The following is a 19,871-nucleotide window of genomic DNA, read 5'->3' on the forward strand; positions in this document are numbered from 1 at the left end:
AATTAACGGGATTTAACAAAAGGCACGCCGATGGCCTTGGGGGCTACGGATTTGGCCATGAAGCCCGCCAGGATGATGACGGTCACGATGTACGGAATCATCTGGATCAGCGAGCCCGGCACCTTGCCTATGCCCGGCAGCACCACGCCTTCGAGCTGGATTTGCAGAGCGCTGAAAAACGCAAACATCAGGCAGCCCAGCGTGGTGTGTACCGCGCGCCAGCTGCCAAACACCAGCGCGGCCAGGGCCAGGAAGCCGTTGCCCGCCGACATATCGGCCAAAAAGAAGCCGGTTTGCACGATGGCCAGGTAGGCCCCCGACAGGCCGCACAGCACGCCGCCCACCAGCAGGGCCAGGTAGCGCGTGCGCGCCACGCTGATGCCCGCAGTGTCCGCCGCATGCGGGTTGTCGCCCACGGCGCGCAGGCGCAGGCCAAAGCGGGTGTGGTTGACCACCCAGTGCACCAGCGGCACGGCCAGAAAGGCCAGGTAAACCAGGATGGTGTGGCCGCCCACCAGTTCGCGCAGCAGCCAGCCCAGCACCGGCACATCGGCCACCACCTGGCTGCTAGGGATATTGAGTGCCTGGAAGCGGCCTTCGTCCAACGGCGGCGTGCGGCCCCCTTGCTGGAAGAAGAACTGCGCCAGCACAAAGGTCAGGCCGCTGACCGAGATATTGATAGCCATGCCCGACACCAGCTGGTTACCGCGCTGCTGGATGCACACAAAGCCGTGCAGCAGCGCCAGCAGGCAGGACACCGCGATGCCTGCCAGCACGCCAAACCAGGGGTTTTGGGTGGCGTAGGCCACGCAGGCCGAGGCAAAGGCGCTGCCCAGTATCTTGCCTTCCAGGCTGATGTCCACAATGCCCGAGCGCTCGGCAAACAAACCGCCCAGGGCCGCAAAAATCAACACCGGCGCACTGCGCACCATGGCCACCAGGATGCTCGAAAGTTGGATGTTGTCCATCAGACTGCACTCCTCTTTTTGTAGCTATTCAGCAAGGCAGAGAGAGCGGGAGCATATAAATTCTCCATGGCTCCGCAAAACAGGATGATCAGGCCCTGGATGAACACAAAGGTTTCCGGCGGGATGTTAGATTTCTCCAGCGACAGGTCAAACCCGCCCTGGATCAGCCCGCCAAACAGCACCGCCGACAGCAAGATGCCGATCGGGTGGTTGCGCCCCATCAAGGCCACGGCGATGCCGATGAAGCCCGCGCCCGCCGTAAAGTTGAGCCCCAGGTTGTGGGAAGAGCCCATCTGACTGTTCACCGCTGCCATGCCCGCCAGCGCGCCCGACACGGCCATCACGCCGATGATTGTGCCCTTGATGGAAATGCCCGCGTAGTGGGCGGCGTGCGGGTTCAGGCCGACAGTGCTGACCCCGTAGCCCCAAGAGGTGCGCCACATCACCAGCGCATACAGGCCCAGCGCGGCCAGCGCCAGCAGAAAGCTGATGTTGACGGGGGTCTGGCCCAGCACCGGCAGCCACGCGTTGAGCCGGAGCAGCCAGGTGGCTTCGGCAAACTGGCGGCTGGAGGTGCTTTGCTGGCCCACCGGGATCAGCAGGCTGACGATGATGTAGTTCATCAGCGACGAGGCGATGAAGTTGAACATGATGGTGGTCACCACGATGTGGCTACCGCGCTTGGCCTGCAGGTAGCCCGGCAAAAACGCCCAGGCCGCGCCAAACAGGGTGCTCATGGCGATGGCCAGCGGAATCACCAGCCAGGGGCTCCAGCCTGCGTCCATGTTCAGCACCACCAGCGCCATGCCCAGGCCGCCGATGTACATCTGGCCTTCGCCGCCGATGTTGAATAGGCCCGCGTGCAGCGCAAAGGCCACGGCCAGCCCGGTGAAGATGAAGGTGGTGGCGTAAAACAGCGTATAGCCTAGCCCCTCGGGGTTGAGGAAGGCGCTATTGACCAGGATGCCCAGCGACTCGATGGGGCTTTCGCCCAGTGCGTAGATCACCACGCCCGCCACCAGCATGGCCGAGACGAGGTTCAGGATGGGCAGCAGCAGGTTCGTGGCCCAGCCAGGGAGGTTGTGTGGATTCATAAATTTAGTGCGTCACGCCGCCCATCATCAGGCCGATGCGGGTGGTGTCAAAGTCCCCCGCCGCCAGTTCGCCGGTGATCTTGCCGCCACACATCACCAGGATGCGGTCGGCCAGCACGCGGATTTCTTCCAGTTCCACCGACACCAGCACGATGGCGATGCCCGCGTCGCGCAGCGCCAGCAGGCGGCGGTGGATGGTCTCGATCGAGCCTATGTCCACGCCGCGGGTGGGCTGCCCTATCAAAATGAGAGCAGGTTGTGCAGCTATTTCGCGCGCTAGCACCACTTTTTGTTGGTTTCCACCCGATAGCAAGCCGACGCGCAGCGTGGGGTCGGTGGGGCGCACGTCAAATTCGGCAATCAGCTTTTTGGCGTGGGCCAGGATGGCCTGCGGATTGAGCAGCCAGCCGGACTTGAACAGGCGGTCGTTCTGGTGCCCCAGCAGGGCGTTGAGGGCTACCGAGTTGGCTTTGACCAGGCCTTCGCGCAGCCGGTCTTCGGGCGCGTGGGCGATGCCCAGGGTACGGTACACCGCAGGCAGGCCGTCGGCATCGCGCCGCCCCTTGAAGGGCAGGGGTTGGCCTTGGTAGCGGATGTCGCCGCTGCTGGGCAGGCGCATGCCCGCCAGCACTTCCAATAGCTCAGACTGGCCGTTGCCCGACACCCCGGCCACGGCCACGATCTCCCCGGCGCGCACTTGGAAGTTCAGGTCGTCCAGCAGCTTTACGCCCTGGGTGGTGTGCAGGCTAAGGTGTTCTACCTCCAGCACCGCGGCACCGGGCTGGTAGGGGCCGCGCGACAGGGTGGATTCGATACTGCGGCCAATCATCAGGCTGGCCACGGCCTCGCGGCTGCTGGTGGCGGTATCGACCTCGCCCACCACGGTGCCTGCGCGCATCACGGTGACGCGGTCGGTCAGCGCAAAGATTTCCTGCAGCTTGTGGGTGATCAGGATGATGGTTTTGCCCTGGTCGCGGAAGACGCGCAGGATGGCAAACAAAGAGTCGGTTTCTTGGGGTGTGAGCACAGCGGTGGGCTCGTCCAGAATCAGGATGTCGGCACCGCGGTAGATCAGCTTCAAGATTTCCACCCGCTGCTGCGCACCCACCGACAGGTTTTCTACCCGCACGTTGGGGTCGACTTCGAGGTTGTACTCGGCACCCAGTGCGCGCAGGCGCTTTTCTGCGGCCTGAAACGGTGCATCCAGCACCAGCGCGCCTTCCACGCCCAGCAAGATGTTTTCCAGCACAGTAAAGCTGTCCACCAGCATGAAGTGCTGGTGGATCATGCCGATGCCGCGCTGGATGGCTTCCTGGCTGTTGCGCATGGGGGCGGGCTGGCCGTTGAGCAGAATCTGCCCGCTGTCGGCCTGGTAGTATCCGTACAGAATGCTCATCAGCGTGGATTTGCCCGCGCCGTTTTCACCCACGATGCCGTGGATGGAGCCTTTGCGGACCTTGAAGCTGACCTGGGCGTTGGCCTTGACCGCCCCAAACTGTTTGGAAATGCCTTGGAATTCGACGACCGGCACCCCCGGCAGGGTGCCGCTTTCTTGCGCAGTCACCACGCCCTCGGTTAGACGGGGCAGCTGTTGCCGGCGCGGTAGTCCACCACCTTGACCTTGCCTGCGACGATGTCGGCAGCGGCTTGCTTGATGCGGGTCTCCATGGCGGGAGTGATGAGTTTGCGGTTGTTGGCGTCCAGCGCCCAGTCCACACCGCCTTCTTTCAGGCCCTTGCTGATCACGCCAGCGGTCCAGGTACCGTTCTTGATGCTCATGAAGCCGTCGTAGGTGGCGTTGTCTACGCGCTTGAGCATGGAGGTCAGGATGAAGCCGGGGTACAGCGGGTTTTGGTTGGAATCGACACCAATGCCGAGTTTGCCCTTGTCCTTGACGGCCTGCAGTGCGCCCATGCCGCTACCACCGGCGGCGGCAAACACCACGTCCACGCCGCGGTCAAACTGCGCCCGGGCCAGCTCGCCGCCCTTGGCTGGATCACTCCAGGCGGCGGGGGTGGTGCCGACCATGTTTTGCGTCACGTCGATCTTGGCGTCCACCGACTTGGCACCCTGGGCATAGCCGCAGCCAAAGGCGCGGATCAGGGGCACGTCCATACCGCCGATGAAGCCGACTTTTTGCGACTTGCTGGCCAGTGCGGCGGCCACGCCTACCAGGTAGGAGCCTTCTTGCTCCTTGAAGGTCACGGAGCTGACGTTGTCGCCCTTGACCTCGTCGTCGATGATCATGAACTTGACCTTGGGGAATTCCTTGGACACGGTGGTGACCGCATTGGTCATCGAGAAGCCGATGGAGACCACCAGGTCGACGTTCTTGCGGGCCATCTGGCGTAGCACCTGCTCGCTTTGCGCGTCGGAGGTGATGGAGGCTTCCAGGTAACCGATCTTGGTCTCCTTTTTGAAGCGCTCGGCACCTTCGTAGGCCGACTGGTTGAACGATTTGTCAAACTTGCCGCCGCTGCCGTAGACCAGCGCCAATTTGGGGTCGGCCGCGTGCGCGCTAAGAGCGCAAAAAGCAGTGGCGACAACGAGAGAGATGGAAGTGAGTTTCATAGCAGGCAGGTGGGGTGGTGGATGAAATAAGGCCAAAACATCAAGCAATAAACTTGCCAGTTTGAAGCAATATCTTGATCATTTGGTCAAGATATTAAGCGAATTCCAATGATTCGGGATTGGAGGAAACACCCGGTTGCGCACCTGCCTGAATTTCCACAATCCATACAAGGTCTTACGGGGTCAGCCGCCCGAATCCAGTGTCGAGGTGGCGTGTTTGTCTTGTCCCAGACGTTCCACCATCTGGGCCAGTGCGGGCTTGAGCGCGGCTTTCAAAGTGTGTGGCGGGTTGATCAGGAACATGCCGCTGGCGGGCAGGCCGGGGCGCTTGACTTCGCCGTCGGCATCGGTGGTGAGCTTGCTGAACTTGACGGTCAGTGTGGCGTGCAGCCAGCTCTTACCGGCCTTGGTGGCCAGGGTTTTGAGCTTGCGCGGCAGATCATGGGCTTCTGGGCGCGGAATGATGGGGTACCAGACCGCGTAAGTGCCGGTGGCAAACAGCTTCAGGCTGTTGGCGATCATTTCGGCCACCAGGCTGTAGTCGCTCTTGATTTCATAGCTGGGATCGCAGAGCAGGAAAGCACGGCGGCTCGGTGGAGGCAGGAATTTACGGATGCCTTCAAAGCCGTCTTCGCGGAACACCGCGACCTGTCGCCCGGCCGACAGCTGGGCGATGTTGGCCGACAGGGTTTTGCTGTCGGTGGGATGCAGTTCAAACAGCTTAAGCCGGTCGTGGTCACGTAACAGTTGTTGCATGATGAACGGGGAGCCCGGGTAGACCTTTTTGCCGCCTGATTTATTAAAGCTAGCCACCAGGTCCAGGTAATCTTGTAGCGCGGGTGCGGCCGCCAGCGGGGGCTGGCCCGGTTCAGGGTCGGCCAGCAGCTTGAGAATGCCGTTGGCCGCCTCGCCGCTGGTTTCGGCGTAGTCGCCATCGAGCCGGTACAGACCGGCACCCGCGTGGGTGTCCAGCACGGCCAAGGCCGGGTCTTTTTCGGTCAGGTGTTTGAGGGCGGCAATCAAAACCGTGTGTTTGAGCACATCGGCGTGGTTGCCTGCGTGGAAGGCGTGGCGGTAACTAAACATATCCCTCTATGGTAACGAGGCGCGCACCGACTGTGTGGGGCGACGCACTAAACTAGTCCTCCTTTTCGCCATGACCGACTCTATCCAGCCCCCCATTCTCCATACCGATGCCCTACCAAGTGGCGCACGTCTGGGTGAGTTCGAGCTGGTGCGGCTGCTGGGTGTGGGCGGTTTCGGCATGGTCTACGAGGCCTACGACCATTCCCTGCACCGGTCGGTCGCCATCAAGGAATACATGCCGACGGCGCTGGCAGGACGTGCAGGGAGCGTCACCGTCGGCATTCGCTCGTCCCTGGACGGTGCCAGCTACCAAGCCGGTTTGCAGTCTTTTGTGGCCGAAGCCCGGCTGCTGGCGCAGTTTGACCACCCCTCGCTGGTCAAGGTGTTTCGCTTCTGGGAGGCGAACAACACGGCGTACATGGTCATGCCCCTGTACAGCGGCATGACTCTCAAGCAGGCCCGGGGCCAGATGCGCGGCCCGCCGTCGGAAAGCTGGCTGCGCCAAGTGCTGTGGTCGGTACTGCAGGCGCTGCAGTTGCTGCACGACAGCCACACCGTGCACAGAGACGTATCGCCTGAAAATATTTTCTTGCAGGACAGTGGGCCGCCCGTGCTGCTGGACCTGGGCGCGGCCCGTCGGGCGATTGGCGACCTGGGTCTGAAACACACGGCCGTGCTCAAGGTGAATTACGCGCCTATTGAGCAATATGCCGACGTGCGCGACATGGCACAGGGGCCCTGGAGCGATTTGTATGCGTTGGCCGCCGTGGTGCATGGCTGCGTGGCCGATGCCTTGCCCCTGCCCGCAACCTTCCGGGTATTGCGGGACCGCATGCCCAGCATGCAGGCGGTGGCGCAGGCCGCGCAGGGCCAGGCCTATTCCTCCATGTTTGTGGGCGCGATCGACCAGGCTTTGGCGATTCGCCCTGAAGACCGTCCGCAGTCGGTACAGGCTTTTGTCCATGCCCTGGGCTTGCAGCCACCAGCAGAAATGACCCAGTTCGACTGGCGCACCGAGATGGGGCAGGGCTGGCAACTCACGCCACAAGAGCGGGCGCGGCCAGAGACCCTGGACTTGGCCGAGCTGCCCACGCATTTTGTGTACCCGCCTCGGCCGTCGGTAGGCGGGCATTTGGAGGTTGTGGGCACGGCGCTGGTGGTGTCAGACAAGGTGCATCCACGTAGGCCCAGAGTCTGGGCGTTGGTGGCTTTGCTGGCACTGGTGGCCGGTGCGGGTACCGCGGTGTGGAGGCAGTCGTCCGAGGTTTCCGGGCTGGCTGAAACCCCGGCCTCCGCGCCTGTGCTTGCTGCACTGGCACCTGTGCCGCCAGTCGTTACCGCCAGCGTGGTGGCAGAGCCGGTGGTAGCACCCGCGGCGATTCCAGCAGAGACTCTCCCTGTATCGCCGCCCAAAAAACCCGTCTCCGCCAAAGAGAGAAGTACGTCCTCGGCACCAAACCCGGCGGGGGCGGCGGTTTCTGCACATGTGGCCCCGCCCCAGCGCACCGCTTTGGCCGGGAATGTCTCGGTGTTTTTGTGCACCGACAATAATTTCTTGACCCGCCCGATGTGCCTGTACCGGGAATGCCAAAAGCCGGAATTTGCCGAATTGGAGGTCTGCAAGGAAAACACGCAGCGGCTGCTGGCCCAGCAACAAAAGCGGCGTTGATGCCTGATTTGACGGTGCGGTCAACAACTTTGTATAATCATTGGCTTCGCAGCGAATAGCTGGCCCCGCGGCGAAGTTTAAAACCCACCTAAGAGATCTCCACTAGAGAGACGCCGACCGTGGAAAAGGGCTGCTAGAACGCCAACCTCTTGGGTTGGCCAAACCATTCTTTCAAAGAGAAAATTCATGACCAAAACTTTCAGCGCCAAACCCGCTGACGTAGTGCATGAGTGGTTTGTGATTGACGCGACCGACAAGGTCCTCGGACGAGTAGCCAGCGAAGTTGCTCTCCGTTTGCGCGGCAAACACAAGGCCATTTATACGCCTCACGTCGATACCGGTGACTTCATTGTCATCATCAACGCAGCCCAACTGCGCGTCACCGGCGCCAAGTCGACTGACAAGATTTACTACAGCCATTCCGGTTACCCAGGTGGCATTTCTGCCATCTCGTTCCGCGACATGCAAGCCAAACACCCAGGCCGCGCCTTGGAAAAAGCCGTCAAGGGCATGCTGCCCAAGGGCCCGCTCGGCTACGCCATGATCAAGAAGCTCAAGGTGTACGGTGGTGCTGTGCACCCACACACCGCCCAACAGCCTAAAGTGCTGGACATCTAAGGAGTATTTCTGATGATTGGTGATTGGAATAATGGCACCGGCCGTCGCAAATCCAGCGTCGCACGTGTGTTTCTGAAAAAAGGCTCCGGCCAAATTAAGGTCAATGGTAAAGACATCACCGAATTCTTCGGTCGTGCCACCTCGATCATGATTTGCAAGCAACCCCTGCTACTGACCAACCACGCCGAGACTTTCGACGTGATGGTGAATGTGCACGGCGGTGGCGAGTCCGGCCAAGCTGGCGCTACCCGCCACGGCATTACCCGCGCCCTGATCGACTACGACGCTACGCTCAAGCCTGAGCTGAGCAAAGCTGGTTTCGTGACGCGTGATGCGCGCGAAGTTGAACGTAAGAAGGTCGGTTTGCACGGTGCTCGCCGTCGCAAGCAGTTCTCCAAGCGTTAAGCTTTATCGCTGTTACAGCGATTCGGAAAACCGCCAGACCCTCGGGTTGTGGCGGTTTTTTGTTTGTGTAAAGACCGCACTGCGACTAGCGGCAAACCACATCTTCTGTGCTGCCGCCACTGGATTGCAGTAGCATCAGACTCAATTGATAACGGAGTACCTCATGAGCGCCCTTGCCGAAAACATCCAGACCGAAATGCCCACCCCCATCGTCTTCACCGACAGCGCTGCCGCCAAAGTGGCCGACCTGATCGCCGAAGAAGGCAATCCGGACCTGAAACTGCGGGTGTTTGTGCAGGGTGGCGGCTGCTCCGGCTTCCAGTACGGTTTCACCTTCGACGAAATCACTAACGAAGACGACACCACCATGACCAAGAACGGTGTATCCCTGCTAATCGATGCCATGAGCTACCAGTACCTGCTGGGTGCCGAGATCGATTACAAGGAAGACCTGCAAGGGGCCCAGTTCGTCATCAAGAACCCCAATGCCACCAGCACCTGCGGCTGCGGCTCCAGCTTCTCGGCGTAAACGCTGAGCGTGTCAAAAACAGCCGCCCGAGGGCGGCTTTTTTGTGGGTGAAAAAAGAAATATGCAAGAAGACGCATCCAACCAGCGTCTGCTGTGGCTAGTGGCCATCGGGTTTTTCATGCAGACGCTGGATGCCACCATCGTCAACACCGCCTTGCCCGCCATGGCGGCCAGCCTGGGGGTGAGCCCGCTACGTATGCAGTCGGTTGTGGTGGCCTATTCGCTGACCATGGCTATGTTGATTCCGGCCTCGGGCTGGATGGCCGATCGTTTTGGTACCCGCCGTCTGTTTGTATCGGCGATTGTGTTGTTCACCCTGGGGTCGTTGCTGTGCGCGGTTTCCCAGAGCCTGACCCAGCTGGTGCTGTCGCGCATCGTCCAGGGCATTGGCGGGGCTTTGCTGCTGCCAGTGGGGCGGCTGGCGGTGCTGCGGGCCTTTCCGCGCGAGCAGTTTTTGAAGGCCATGAGTTTTGTGGCCTTGCCCGGTTTGATCGGCCCGCTGATAGGCCCCACGCTGGGCGGCTGGCTGGTGGAATATGCCACCTGGCACTGGATTTTCCTGATCAACCTGCCGGTGGGCGTGCTCGGCTGCGCGGCCACGCTGGCCTTCATGCCCGAGGGTCTGCGGGTGGTGTCCAGGCGGTTTGACCTGGGCGGCTACGCCATGCTGTCGTTTGGCATGGTGGCTTTGTCGCTGTCGCTGGACGGGCTTTCGGAGCTGGGACTGCGCCAGGCTACCGTGCTGGTGCTGCTGATGTTTGGGCTGGCCAGCCTGGTGGCCTACTGGCTGCATGCCATGCGCCAGCCCGATCCGCTGTTTTCACCGCGCCTGTTTGATATTTCGTCGCTGACGATCGGCCTTCTGGGCAATCTGTTTGCGCGCATCGGCAGCAGTTGCATGCCGTTTTTGATTCCCTTGCTGCTGCAGGTCAGCATGGGCTATTCGCCGTCGCAGGCGGGCATGATGATGTTGCCGGTGGCCTTGGCGGGCATGGTCACCAAGACCCTGGCCACCCGGCTCATCACCCGGCTGGGCTACCGCTTGGTACTGGTGCTGAACACGGTGCTGGTAGGGCTGACCATGGCCAGTTTTGCGCTGGTGACACCAGAGCAGCCGTTATGGCTGAAGCTGGTGCAACTGGCGATTTTTGGCGCCGTGAATTCGATGCAGTTCACCGCCATGAACACGGTCACCTTGAAAGACTTGGAAGGCCCACTAACCAGCAGCGGCAACAGTTTGCTGTCGATGGTGCAGATGCTGGCCATGAGTATGGGCGTGGCGGCCGCTGGGGCCGTGCTGGCGGGCTTTACTGGCTACTTTGAGGGGGCAGGGTCGGCACAGACTTTGGATGCCTTCCACGCCACGTTTGCGACCATGGGGCTGATGACGTTGGCCTCGGCCTGGATTTTCTGGCAGTTGTCGCCCGACGCACGCGGCACGGGTTCGGCCCCCGTGGACAACCATTGATGCAAGGTCAGGCCGGGTAGACCGCACCCAGTACCCGTTCACCGCGTGCACCGGTCACGCTGGCCAGGTTGCCAGGTAAGCCCAGCACCGTCTGGCGGGCTAGCCAGGCGAACGCTGCCGCCTCTACCTGCAAGGGCGGCAGGCCGTGTGTGGCAGACGACTGCACCTGCATCCCCGGTAGTAAGGCTTGCAGGCGCTGCATCAAATACTTGTTAAGGGCACCGCCACCGCACACAATCAATAGCTTGCTATTTTTTCCATAGCTTCTAATGCAGGTGGCTATTGCGCTAGCGGTCAATTCGGTCAATGTGGCTTGCACACCCACCGGAGCTAGCCCGGCAAAACCCTGCAGCTTGCTGGCCAGCCAGGGTGGATTGAACAGGTCTCGCCCCGTGCTTTTAGGCGGGGCTTTGGTCAGGTAGGGCTCGTCCAGCAGGGTATCCAGCAGGGCGGGGCACACCGTGCCGCTGGCGGCCCAGGTGCCGTCCGCGTCATAGGGCTGGCCGGTGTGCAACTGGCACCAGTGGTCCATCAGGGCGTTGCCGGGGCCGCAGTCAAAGCCCAGAATCTGCCCGTACAACAGGCTGAGGTTGGAGATGCCGCCAATATTCAGCACCGCCACCGCTTCACCTGCGCGGCCAAAGACCTGTTGGTGGAAGGCGGGCACTAGCGGTGCGCCCTGGCCGCCTGCCGCCACGTCGCGGCTGCGGAAGTCGGCCACCACAGTGATGCCTGTGTGTTCGGCCAGTAGCGCCGGGTTATTGAGTTGCAGGGTGTAGCCGGTAGCGCCGAATTCTTGCGGGCGGTGCCGTACTGTCTGGCCATGGGCACCGATGGCCTTAACCTGTGTGGCGAGGGTACCGCTGCGCTCCAGCAACTGTTGCACTACCCCGGCATATATGCCGACCAGTCCATTGGCGGCCAGGGCTGCGCGGTGCAGTTCGTTGTCGCCAGGGGTATTGAGCGCTAGCAGTTCGGCCTGGAGCGCGGGCGGGAAGGGCAGGGTGGCGTACTGCTGCACCTGCATGCGGTCACCGGCAAAGTCCACCAATACGCCGTCCACGCCGTCCAGCGAGGTGCCGGACATCAGGCCGATGAACAGATCGCGCACGGTATCAGTCCGCGCTGGCCTGCTGGATCGACGTCGCCGCCGACAGTTGCTGGCGCATCACGCTGGAGAGCTGGTTGAAGGCCGCCTTGGCCGTGGGGGACACGGGCTGGCTGTCGTTCTGGCGGGCAATGGTCAGCGGATCCTGGTGCACGCCGTTGACGCGGAATTCAAAATGCAGGTGCGGGCCGGTCGCCCAGCCGGTTGCGCCCACAGCACCGATATGGTCGCCTTGGCTGACGGCCTGGCCGACGCGCACATTGATCTGGCTCAGGTGGGCGTAGACGGTTTCGTTCTGGTTCTGGTGTTTGACGATGATGACGTTGCCGTATCCGTTTTGCACCCCGGCAAACTCCACCACGCCGTCGCCCACGGTGCGCACCGGCGTGCCGATGGCTCCGGCGTAGTCCACACCCAGGTGGGCGCGCCAGTTTTTCAGGATCGGGTGCATGCGCATGCTGAAGCCGCTGGTGATGCGCGAAAACTCCACCGGCGAGGCCAAGAACGAGCGGCGTAGGCTTTGCCCGTTCAGTGTGTAGTAGTTGCCTTTTTTGCCCGGCTCGGTAAACCACAGAGCTTGGTAGGTCTTGCCGTTGTTGGTGAACTCTGCGCTAAGCACCCGACCGGTGCGAACCACCTGGCCATCGGCCTCGGCGGTTTCGTAGACCACCGAGAAGTGGTCACCCTTGCGCAGGCCGCGGTGGAAGTCGATGTCGCTGGCGAAGATATCTGCCAGTTGGGTGGCCACCGCTTCGGGGATGCCCGCTTCGTCGGTGGCGGCAAACAGCGAGCTGCGCACCGTGCCGCCCGCCAGGCGGCTGGTATTTTGCAGGTCGGCGGTTTCGATGCGGGAGCGCAAGCCTTGCGCCGTTTTTTCGATCACCATGCGCTCAAAAACGCTATTGTTGGAGGGGCTCCAACGCACGCTCAGGCTGCGCAGGGCATGGCTGTCACTGGCTTCTGCGTGGACCACGCGGCCTGCCCGACCCAGCAGGGCTTTGCTAGCCAACGTGTCGCTGCGCAAAAACGCCACCGCCTCCGCATCGTCGATACCTAAGCGCTGCAACAAGGATCTGGCCGTGTCGCTGGAGCGGGTGGTTTCGGTGCGGAACAGGTTGAAAGTGTGGGTGTTGAGCGCATTGGCCTGCTCTTGCAGGGCCAGCGGCTGCACCGCTTCGGAAATTTGATGGACGGGGAGGTCAGCGGCATCCGGGCCGAGGGACGCAACGGCAAATGCGCCGCCACCTCCGCCCAGCAAGAAGGCGGCCACCAGCGCGGTGAGGCGCTTGGGGTGGCGTTGCAACAGGGATATCAAGCGATCGCTGACGGTTGGAAGACCGTGGTTCAAAAGAGGGGTTCCTAACGAATGTGGGTGCTGAGGCGCAGCTTGGAAATCGTGCTATGCAGCCTGGAAGTTCAGTGTGGGGGCGGCCTATCAGGCAACGCGCCACTAAAATCAGGGGTTACAGCGAGTCCGCGAGTATAGCGGCGACCCGCGTGGGCCACAACCGTTAAAGCACTGAAAAACCCTTATGAATCAACCCGCATACGTAAAGCCGAGTGGCTCATTTCTTGTAACAGATCGTGTGAAAGAAGCCCTTGCGGTGTCGCTTCGCGGCTGCGACGAGCTGATACCGCAAGAAGATTGGCTGAAAAAACTGGCCCGTTCCGAAGCTACTGGCGTGCCGCTGCGCATCAAGCTGGGCCTGGACCCCACCGCGCCCGACATCCACATCGGCCACACCGTGGTGCTCAACAAAATGCGCCAGTTGCAGGACCTGGGCCATACGGTGATCTTCCTGATCGGTGACTTCACCTCGCTGATCGGCGACCCGAGCGGGCGCAACAGTACGCGGCCGCCACTCACGCCCGAGCAGATCAAGTTCAACGCCGAAACCTACTACAAGCAGGCCAGCCTGGTGCTGGACCCAAGCAAAACCGAGATCCGCTACAACAGCGAATGGAGCGAACCGCTGGGCGCGCGCGGCATGATCCAGCTGGCATCCCGCTACACCGTGGCCCGCATGATGGAGCGCAACGACTTCCACGACCGCTTCCATGGCGGCCAGTCGATCGCGGTGCACGAGTTCTTGTACCCGCTGATGCAGGGCTATGACTCGGTAGCGCTCAAGAGCGACCTGGAACTCGGCGGCACCGACCAGAAGTTCAACCTGCTGATGGGCCGCCACCTGCAGGCCGAATACGGCCAGGAGCCGCAGTGCATCCTGACCATGCCGCTGTTGGAGGGCTTGGACGGCGTGGAGAAGATGTCCAAGTCCAAAAACAACTACATCGGCATCAGCGAAGCGCCCAACACCATGTTTGCCAAGGTGTTGAGCATTTCCGACGTGCTGATGTGGCGCTGGTACACCCTGCTGTCGTTCAAGTCCGAGGCCAAGATCGCTGCGCTCAAGGCCGAGATTGAAGGCGGTCGTAACCCCAAGGATGCCAAGGTGGCCCTGGCCAAAGAGATCACGGCGCGCTTCCACAGTGCCGCTGCCGCCGATGCCGCCGAGCAGGATTTCAACAACCGCAGCAAGGGCGGCGTGCCGGACGAGATTGCCGACGTAGCCGTGCCGCTGGGCGAGGACGGTGCCGCCTTGAGCATTGGTGCACTGCTGAAAATGGCCGGGCTGGCCGCCAGCAGCGGCGAAGGTAACCGCCTGATCGACGGTGGCGGCGTGCGCGTCGATTCCTGCGTGGTCAGCGACAAGGGCTTGAAGCTGGGCGCAGGCACCTACGTGGTACAGGTGGGCAAGCGCAAGTTCGCGCGGGTAACCATCGCTTGAAAGCGGTTCTCCAGCGGGTCGCCCAGGCCCGCGTCGAGATTGCCGGGCAGGTGGTGGGCCAGATTGGCTCCGGCCTGCTGGTGCTGCTGTGTGCCGAGCGCGGCGATACCGATGCGCAAGCCAGCCGGCTGTTGGCCAAAATCCTCAAGCTGCGCATCTTTAGCGACGCGGCGGGCAAGATGAACCTGAGCCTGCAAGACGTGGCCGGTGGCCTGCTGGTGGTAAGCCAGTTCACGCTGGCGGCCGATGTGGCGGGCGGCAACCGGCCCAGCTTTACCGGCGCGGCTCCGCCCGACGAGGGGCGGCGTTTGTACGACTACTTTGTGGCCCAGGCCCAGCGCGCGCACAGCCCCGTGCAGACGGGGCAGTTCGGGGCCGACATGCAGGTGCATCTGGTCAACGACGGCCCGGTCACCATTCCCATTCAGCTCTAGCGTAAGACGATTTCCACCCGGCGGTTACGGGCTTCGGCCACGCCGTCGGCGGTGGGCACGGCCAGTTGGCGCTTGCCCCGGCCACGGGCTTCAATCAATTCCGCCTTCACCGACTCCGGGTCTTGCAGCAGCATCTGGCGGACCTGTTGGGCACGTTGCAGTGACAGCGTATCGTTGTCACTATCGTCGCCTTGCGCATCGGTGTGGCCGATGACTAGGATGTCGGCCCCGGCACGCTGGTGGGCAGCGGCCAGCACTTTCACCAGGTCGGCCTGCGACTCGGTGGTGAGGGTGGTGTCCCCGACTTCAAAGTAGACGGTGTAGTACTCGGGTGGTGGCGGCATGGCACTGAAGAGCGCCGGGAAAGCCTGCTGCACGGCGCTGGAGTCGAGGTTGTCTTGTGTGGGTACCTGGCCGAGCACGACTGAGGCGCGCTGGTAAGGGGTGAACAGGGTTTGGCTGGCGGTGCCCGACACCACCACCACCGATGAAGGCGATCCGTCGGCTTGGGGCAGCAGCACCACTTCCGACTTGGGGGGTATGGCGCGGCCCGCCAGCAGCGCGATCACCAGGCCACCGATGGCGACGATAGCGGGGCCCATCATGGCCGGCCTTCGTCTGCACGGACGAGAAAGTCGGTGCCCAGCACGCCAATCACCGAGGTGGGCGTGGTGATCTTGACCGCATCGGGGTTGCCCTTGCCGACCAGCCCGGTGACCATGCGCAGGCTGCCGCGCAGCAGGCTGATGAACATGTTGCCTTTTTGTGTGGTGCCATTGAAGGCGAAGCTGGTGATGTCAAGCTGGCTGTTGGGGCCGAGCACCAGGGTGGTGCCGTCGCGCATCACCACGCTGGCCGCGCTATCGACTCCGGTGACCAGCCTGTCGGCCTCGGCCACGGGGTCGCCGGAGTGGACCGGGTGGAGCCCCTGGGCGTTGGTGACGGTAACCACCCCTTGCACGGTTTTGAGCGTGCCTGCACGGGCGGCATCGCTGCTGGATGCCAAGCCGGCATTGCTGCCTTGGGCCCCGGCTGTGCTGCAGCACAGTACCAGCGCTAGGGTGGATAAAAAGAGTCGCATGGTGTTCTCCAGCTTAAGCTGCGTAGGGGTTGGCGAAGCCCATTTCGGCCAGAATTTGCGTTTCCAGTGCTTCCATGGCCACGGCATCGGTTTCACTGGTCTCGTGGTCGTAGCCCTGCGCATGCAGGGTACCGTGGACCAGCAGATGGGCATAGTGCGCTTGAAGCGTTTTACCGTTCTCGGTGGCTTCGCGGGCCACCACCGGGGCACACAGCACCAGATCGGCGGTGACGATGGGCTCTTGGGTGTAGTCGAAGGTCAGCACGTTGGTGGCGTAGTCTTTGTGGCGGTAGTCGCGGTTCAGGGCTTGGCCTTCTGCGGTATCGACAATGCGCACCGTGATTTCGCCGTCCAGCTCTAACGCATGGCGGATCCAGCGGTTGACGCTATGCCGTGGCAGGGCGGCACGGTGCAGGGCGCGTTCGGTGGGGTTGGCCAGTTCGCCGAATTGCAGGGACAGTTGCAAGTTTTTAAGCATGTTTTAGGGCTCTAGCGTATATTTTGTATGCGCTTATAGCTATCAAATACGTAGTTTCAGGGCGCAGCACGTTTGCGCGGCGCGGGGGCGGTATCGGATTTACCCCGGGTATCGTAGGCATCCACAATCCGGGCTACCAGCGGGTGGCGCACCACGTCGGCGCTGGTGAAGCGGCAGATGGCGATGCCCTTGGTGCGGCGCAGCACCTGTTCAGCGTCGATCAGGCCACTGGTTTGCGTTTTGGGCAGGTCGATCTGGCTTACGTCGCCGGTGATCACGGCCTTGGCCCCGAAGCCGATGCGGGTCAAAAACATCTTCATTTGCTCGGGCGTGGTGTTTTGCGCCTCGTCCAGGATCACAAAGGCGTTGTTCAGCGTGCGCCCGCGCATGAAGGCCAGCGGGGCCACTTCCAGGGCGTTGCGCTCAAAGGCTTTTTGCACTTTTTCGGCTCCCATCAGCTCGTACAGCGCGTCGTACAGCGGGCGCAGATACGGGTCGATCTTCTGGTTCAGGTCGCCGGGCAAAAAGCCCAGGCGCTCCCCAGCTTCCACCGCCGGGCGGGTCAGCACGATGCGCTGCACGGCGCTGCGCTCCAGCGCGTCCACCGCGCAGGCCACGGCCAGATAGGTTTTGCCGGTGCCCGCCGGGCCGATGCCAAAGGTGATGTCGTGCTGGGCGATGTTTTCCAGGTAGGTGGCCTGGTTGGGCGTGCGGGCCCGCAGGTCGGCGCGCCGGGTTTGCAGCGACTGGCTGTCAGCGCCTTCGCTGGTGTCGGTGGCCAACATCAATTGCACGGTGTCGGGGCGGATCGGGCGCGCAGCCTGCTCGTACAGCGCCTGCAGCAGCTCCAGCGCCTGCTGGGCCTTGGGCTTGGGGCCGTCGATCTTGAATTGTTCGTGGCGGTGGGCAATGCTGATTTGCAGCGCCACTTCGATGGTGCGCAGGTGGCTGTCCATGGGGCCACACAGATGGTCTAGCCGGGTGTTGTTGGGGGGTGAAAAGGTGTAGCGAAGAATCATGCGCCTATTGTCGCCTGTACCCCGCTTGGGGAGGCTGTTTTCAGGCGCTTGTCCTACCTGCTGCGGGCCTGGGGGTTGGTAGCATGGGGCGCACTATGACTTTGGATTCCGCCCCCCGCATCACCCCTGGCCCTACCGCACGGCTTTTGGGCCGCTGGGCGGCTGCCGACCTGGCCGTGCCCCCGCAGTGGCGGGCGGCCACCGCGGCCTTGCAGGCGCTGCCGCCTTCTGCACACTGGGATCTGGCGGGCGTGGAGCGGCTGGACCATGTGGGGGCGCAGCTGCTGTGGAACCACTGGGGTCGCCAATGGCCGGCGCAGATCGACCTGCTGCCCGAGCAGCGCAGCCTGCTGGAACGGGTCGCCAGCTTCTCCACTACCGCGCCCCCCAGCCACGACACCACCTGGGCGCAGTGCTTTGACGCATTGGGCGTGTGGGTGCTGGCGGGCCTGGCGCAGGGGATGGTGTTGCTGCGCATGGTGGGCCAACTGGCGCTAGACCTGCTGCGCCTGGCACGCCGCCCGCAGGCTGGGCCGTGGCGGGACATTTCCGGCCACCTGTACCAAATGGGCACCATGGCCCTGCCAATCACCGCGCTGGTGGGTTTTTTGATTGGCGTGGTGCTGGCCTACTTGACATCGCAGCAGTTGCGCCAGTTTGGGGCCGAGGCCTTCATCGTCAACATCCTGGGTATGTCGGTGGTACGCGAGCTGGGGCCGATGCTGGCCGCCATCCTGATTGCCGGGCGCTCCGGCTCGGCCATCACGGCGCAGATCGGCGTGATGCGCGTCACCGAAGAGCTGGATGCCATGCGGGTGATGGGCATCCCGCTGGGCTACCGGCTGGTAATGCCGCGTGCCATTGCGCTGGCCATCGCCATGCCGCTGATCAGCGTGTGGACCACGCTGACCGCGCTGGCCGGGGGCATGTTGGCGGCCGACCTGGCGCTGGGCATCACGCCCTCGTTCTTTTTACAGGCGCTGCCGGGGGCGGTGGGCGTGGCCAACCTGGGGCTGGCGGTATTCAAGTCGGCCGTATTTGGCGTGCTGATTGCGCTGGTGGGCTGCCACTGCGGCCTGCGCGTCAAGCCCAACACCCAAAGCCTGGGGCAGGGCACCACCACCTCGGTGGTCAGCTCGATCACCGTGGTGATTTTGGTGGATGCGCTGTTTGCCATCGTTTTCAAGAACGTGGGGGTCTGAGATGGATGCAGACACCATCGTTGCTATCCAGGGCCTGTGGACGGCGTTTGGCAGCGGCAAAAGCCGGGTCGTCATCCACCAAGACCTGGTGCTCACTGTGCGGCGCGGCGAAATACTCTCGCTGGTGGGCGGCTCGGGCACCGGCAAAACCGTGCTGCTGCGCCAGATGCTGGGGCTGGAGCAACCCGCCCAGGGCCAGGTCACGGTGCTGGGCCAACCGGCAGCGGAGCTGGGCCGTGCCGGGGCGGCCAGCCGGGTGGGTATGCTATTCCAGCAGGGGGCGCTGTTTTCGGCCTTTACCGTGCTGGAAAACATTGCCTTTCCGCTGCGCGAACTCAAAACCCTGCCCGAGGCGCTGGTGCGCGATGCGGCCCTGGTCAAACTGCAAATGGTCGGCCTGCGCCCCGCCGATGCCGACAAAATGCCCGCCGACCTGTCGGGTGGCATGGTCAAGCGCGTGGCCCTGGCCCGCGCGCTGGTGATGGACCCGCCGCTCTTGCTGCTGGACGAACCCACCGCCGGGCTGGACCCGAACGGCGCGGATGAATTTGTGGCCCTGCTGCGCGCCCTGCACCAGGGCCTGGGCCTGACGGTGGTGATGGTCACGCATGACCTGGACACCATCTTCGAGCTCAGCACCCGCATTGCCGTGGTGGCCGACAAGCGCATCATCGTCTGCGGCACGCCCAAAGACGTCATGGCTTACCAGCACCCTTTTATTCACGACTTCTTTCTGGGTGAACGGGGGCAGCGCGCTTCTTCCTTGTTGCGCAAACACCCCGACGCGGTGTAGAAACGGAACCTTATGGAAAACAAATCTCACGCCCTCGCGGCCGGCACCTTTGTGCTGGTGGTCACGGCCCTGCTCGTGGCCCTGGCGGTCTGGCTGACCCGCGATTCCCGTTCGCTGCGGCTGTACGAACTGTCCAGCAAAGACGCGGTGACCGGCCTGCAACCGCAGGCGGCGGTGCGCTTTAAAGGCGTCGATATTGGCAAGGTCACAGACATCGGCTTTGACCGGCAAGTGCCCGGCCAGGTGCTGATCCGCATTGCGGTGGACGAGCAGGCGCCCATCACCCAGTCCACCTTTGGCACCCTGGGCTTTCAGGGCGTCACCGGCCTGGCCTTTGTGCAACTGGACGACAAAGGCGAGTCCAAGGTCGCCCTGCCCGCAGGCGACGGGTCGCCCGCCCGCATTCCGATGCGGCCCAGCCTGCTGTCCACCCTGTCCGACCGGGGGCTAAGCATCTTGTCGACTGGATGACGCCACGCGGCAGGTCAACCTGCTGCTTAGCGCCGACAACCAGAAAAACCTGATGAGCGCCATTGGCAACCTCAGTCAAGCGGCGGCC

Annotated in this window: 21 protein-coding genes; 10 read left to right on the top strand and 11 right to left on the bottom strand. The window is 62.8% G+C overall.

Features of this window, described 5'->3' with window-relative positions:
- Positions 1-2: 2 nt before the first annotated feature.
- The 5 genes from Q0T48_RS20665 to rlmJ form a co-directional block, all read right to left on the bottom strand.
- Positions 3-968 carry an ABC transporter permease gene (locus Q0T48_RS20665; protein WP_295960565.1) on the bottom strand — a complete coding sequence of 322 codons (966 nt, stop codon included), beginning with the start codon at positions 966-968 and terminating at the stop codon, positions 3-5.
- Positions 968-2,062, bottom strand: coding sequence for an ABC transporter permease (locus tag Q0T48_RS20670; protein ID WP_295960568.1), 1,095 nt, complete (start codon positions 2,060-2,062; stop codon positions 968-970). Before Q0T48_RS20670 ends, Q0T48_RS20665 begins: the two co-directional genes overlap by 1 nt.
- 4 nt (positions 2,063-2,066) lie before the next feature.
- Positions 2,067-3,626, bottom strand: coding sequence for an ABC transporter ATP-binding protein (locus tag Q0T48_RS20675; protein WP_295960571.1), 1,560 nt, complete (start codon positions 3,624-3,626; stop codon positions 2,067-2,069).
- Between the two features lie 11 nt (positions 3,627-3,637).
- Positions 3,638-4,633, bottom strand: a complete 996-nt coding sequence (locus tag Q0T48_RS20680; protein ID WP_295960573.1) for a BMP family ABC transporter substrate-binding protein — start codon at positions 4,631-4,633, stop codon at positions 3,638-3,640.
- A 183-nt stretch (positions 4,634-4,816) separates the two neighbouring features.
- Positions 4,817-5,719, bottom strand: coding sequence for a 23S rRNA (adenine(2030)-N(6))-methyltransferase RlmJ (rlmJ, locus tag Q0T48_RS20685; RefSeq protein ID WP_295960576.1), 903 nt, complete (start codon positions 5,717-5,719; stop codon positions 4,817-4,819).
- 70 nt (positions 5,720-5,789) lie between these two features.
- Here rlmJ and Q0T48_RS20690 point away from each other — a divergent pair, with 70 nt between their 5' ends.
- The 5 genes from Q0T48_RS20690 to mdtD all read left to right on the top strand — a co-directional run bounded on the left by Q0T48_RS20690 (position 5,790) and on the right by mdtD (position 10,408).
- A complete protein-coding gene (locus Q0T48_RS20690) occupies positions 5,790-7,388 on the top strand; it encodes a serine/threonine protein kinase (protein WP_295960578.1) in 1,599 nt (532 codons plus the stop codon).
- A gap of 186 nt (positions 7,389-7,574) precedes the next feature.
- A complete protein-coding gene (rplM, locus tag Q0T48_RS20695; protein WP_092758364.1) occupies positions 7,575-8,006 on the top strand; it encodes a 50S ribosomal protein L13 in 432 nt (143 codons plus the stop codon).
- A 12-nt stretch (positions 8,007-8,018) separates the two neighbouring features.
- Positions 8,019-8,411: a 30S ribosomal protein S9 gene (gene rpsI, locus Q0T48_RS20700; protein ID WP_295960582.1), complete on the top strand. Its 393-nt coding sequence runs from the start codon at positions 8,019-8,021 to the stop codon at positions 8,409-8,411.
- Positions 8,412-8,574: 163 nt separating this feature from the next.
- Positions 8,575-8,940, top strand: a complete 366-nt coding sequence (gene erpA / locus Q0T48_RS20705; RefSeq protein WP_092758362.1) for an iron-sulfur cluster insertion protein ErpA — start codon at positions 8,575-8,577, stop codon at positions 8,938-8,940.
- Between the two features lie 61 nt (positions 8,941-9,001).
- Positions 9,002-10,408: a multidrug transporter subunit MdtD gene (mdtD, locus tag Q0T48_RS20710; protein ID WP_295960585.1), complete on the top strand. Its 1,407-nt coding sequence runs from the start codon at positions 9,002-9,004 to the stop codon at positions 10,406-10,408.
- A 7-nt stretch (positions 10,409-10,415) separates the two neighbouring features.
- Here mdtD and Q0T48_RS20715 read toward each other — a convergent pair whose 3' ends face one another.
- Together Q0T48_RS20715 and Q0T48_RS20720 are read right to left on the bottom strand one after the other, a co-directional pair.
- Complete coding sequence (locus Q0T48_RS20715) at positions 10,416-11,519, bottom strand: anhydro-N-acetylmuramic acid kinase (RefSeq protein ID WP_295960588.1); 1,104 nt, start codon at positions 11,517-11,519, stop codon at positions 10,416-10,418.
- A 4-nt stretch (positions 11,520-11,523) separates the two neighbouring features.
- Positions 11,524-12,864, bottom strand: a complete 1,341-nt coding sequence (locus tag Q0T48_RS20720; protein WP_295960589.1) for a M23 family metallopeptidase — start codon at positions 12,862-12,864, stop codon at positions 11,524-11,526.
- Positions 12,865-13,048: 184 nt separating this feature from the next.
- Here Q0T48_RS20720 and tyrS point away from each other — a divergent pair, with 184 nt between their 5' ends.
- Positions 13,049-14,305 (top strand): tyrosine--tRNA ligase, encoded by a 1,257-nt coding sequence (tyrS, locus tag Q0T48_RS20725; RefSeq protein ID WP_295960592.1) that lies wholly within the window; start codon positions 13,049-13,051, stop codon positions 14,303-14,305.
- Positions 14,302-14,739: a D-aminoacyl-tRNA deacylase gene (gene dtd / locus Q0T48_RS20730; RefSeq protein WP_295960595.1), complete on the top strand. Its 438-nt coding sequence runs from the start codon at positions 14,302-14,304 to the stop codon at positions 14,737-14,739. The genes tyrS and dtd overlap by 4 nt, the downstream gene beginning before the upstream one ends.
- On the opposite strand, the gene Q0T48_RS20735 is transcribed toward dtd, so the two are convergent.
- From Q0T48_RS20735 to Q0T48_RS20750, 4 genes are read right to left on the bottom strand one after another with little or no spacing between them, the layout of a single operon-like run.
- Complete coding sequence (locus Q0T48_RS20735) at positions 14,736-15,344, bottom strand: OmpA family protein (RefSeq protein WP_295960598.1); 609 nt, start codon at positions 15,342-15,344, stop codon at positions 14,736-14,738. The two genes, dtd and Q0T48_RS20735, sit on opposite strands and share 4 nt — an antisense overlap.
- Complete coding sequence (locus Q0T48_RS20740; protein WP_295960601.1) at positions 15,341-15,820, bottom strand: FecR family protein; 480 nt, start codon at positions 15,818-15,820, stop codon at positions 15,341-15,343. The genes Q0T48_RS20735 and Q0T48_RS20740 overlap by 4 nt, the downstream gene beginning before the upstream one ends.
- 13 nt (positions 15,821-15,833) lie before the next feature.
- Positions 15,834-16,298 carry an rRNA maturation RNase YbeY gene (ybeY, locus tag Q0T48_RS20745; RefSeq protein WP_295960604.1) on the bottom strand — a complete coding sequence of 155 codons (465 nt, stop codon included), beginning with the start codon at positions 16,296-16,298 and terminating at the stop codon, positions 15,834-15,836.
- Between the two features lie 56 nt (positions 16,299-16,354).
- On the bottom strand, positions 16,355-17,317 hold the full coding sequence (locus Q0T48_RS20750) for a PhoH family protein (protein ID WP_295960605.1): 963 nt from the start codon (positions 17,315-17,317) through the stop codon (positions 16,355-16,357).
- Between the two features lie 95 nt (positions 17,318-17,412).
- Here Q0T48_RS20750 and Q0T48_RS20755 point away from each other — a divergent pair, with 95 nt between their 5' ends.
- Genes Q0T48_RS20755 through Q0T48_RS20765 form a run of 3 tightly spaced genes read left to right on the top strand, consistent with a single transcriptional unit; the run spans position 17,413 to position 19,783 of the window.
- On the top strand, positions 17,413-18,519 hold the full coding sequence (locus Q0T48_RS20755; RefSeq protein WP_295960608.1) for an ABC transporter permease: 1,107 nt from the start codon (positions 17,413-17,415) through the stop codon (positions 18,517-18,519).
- Position 18,520: 1 nt separating this feature from the next.
- The gene (locus Q0T48_RS20760; protein ID WP_295960611.1) at positions 18,521-19,312 is read left to right on the top strand and encodes an ATP-binding cassette domain-containing protein; all 792 of its coding nucleotides are present in this window, start codon (positions 18,521-18,523) and stop codon (positions 19,310-19,312) included.
- A gap of 12 nt (positions 19,313-19,324) precedes the next feature.
- Complete coding sequence (locus tag Q0T48_RS20765) at positions 19,325-19,783, top strand: MlaD family protein (protein WP_295960615.1); 459 nt, start codon at positions 19,325-19,327, stop codon at positions 19,781-19,783.
- The last annotated feature ends 88 nt before the right edge of the window (positions 19,784-19,871 follow it).

It is taken from the genome of Rhodoferax sp., from assembly GCF_025354435.1.
Lineage (GTDB): Bacteria > Pseudomonadota > Gammaproteobacteria > Burkholderiales > Burkholderiaceae_C > Rhodoferax_B.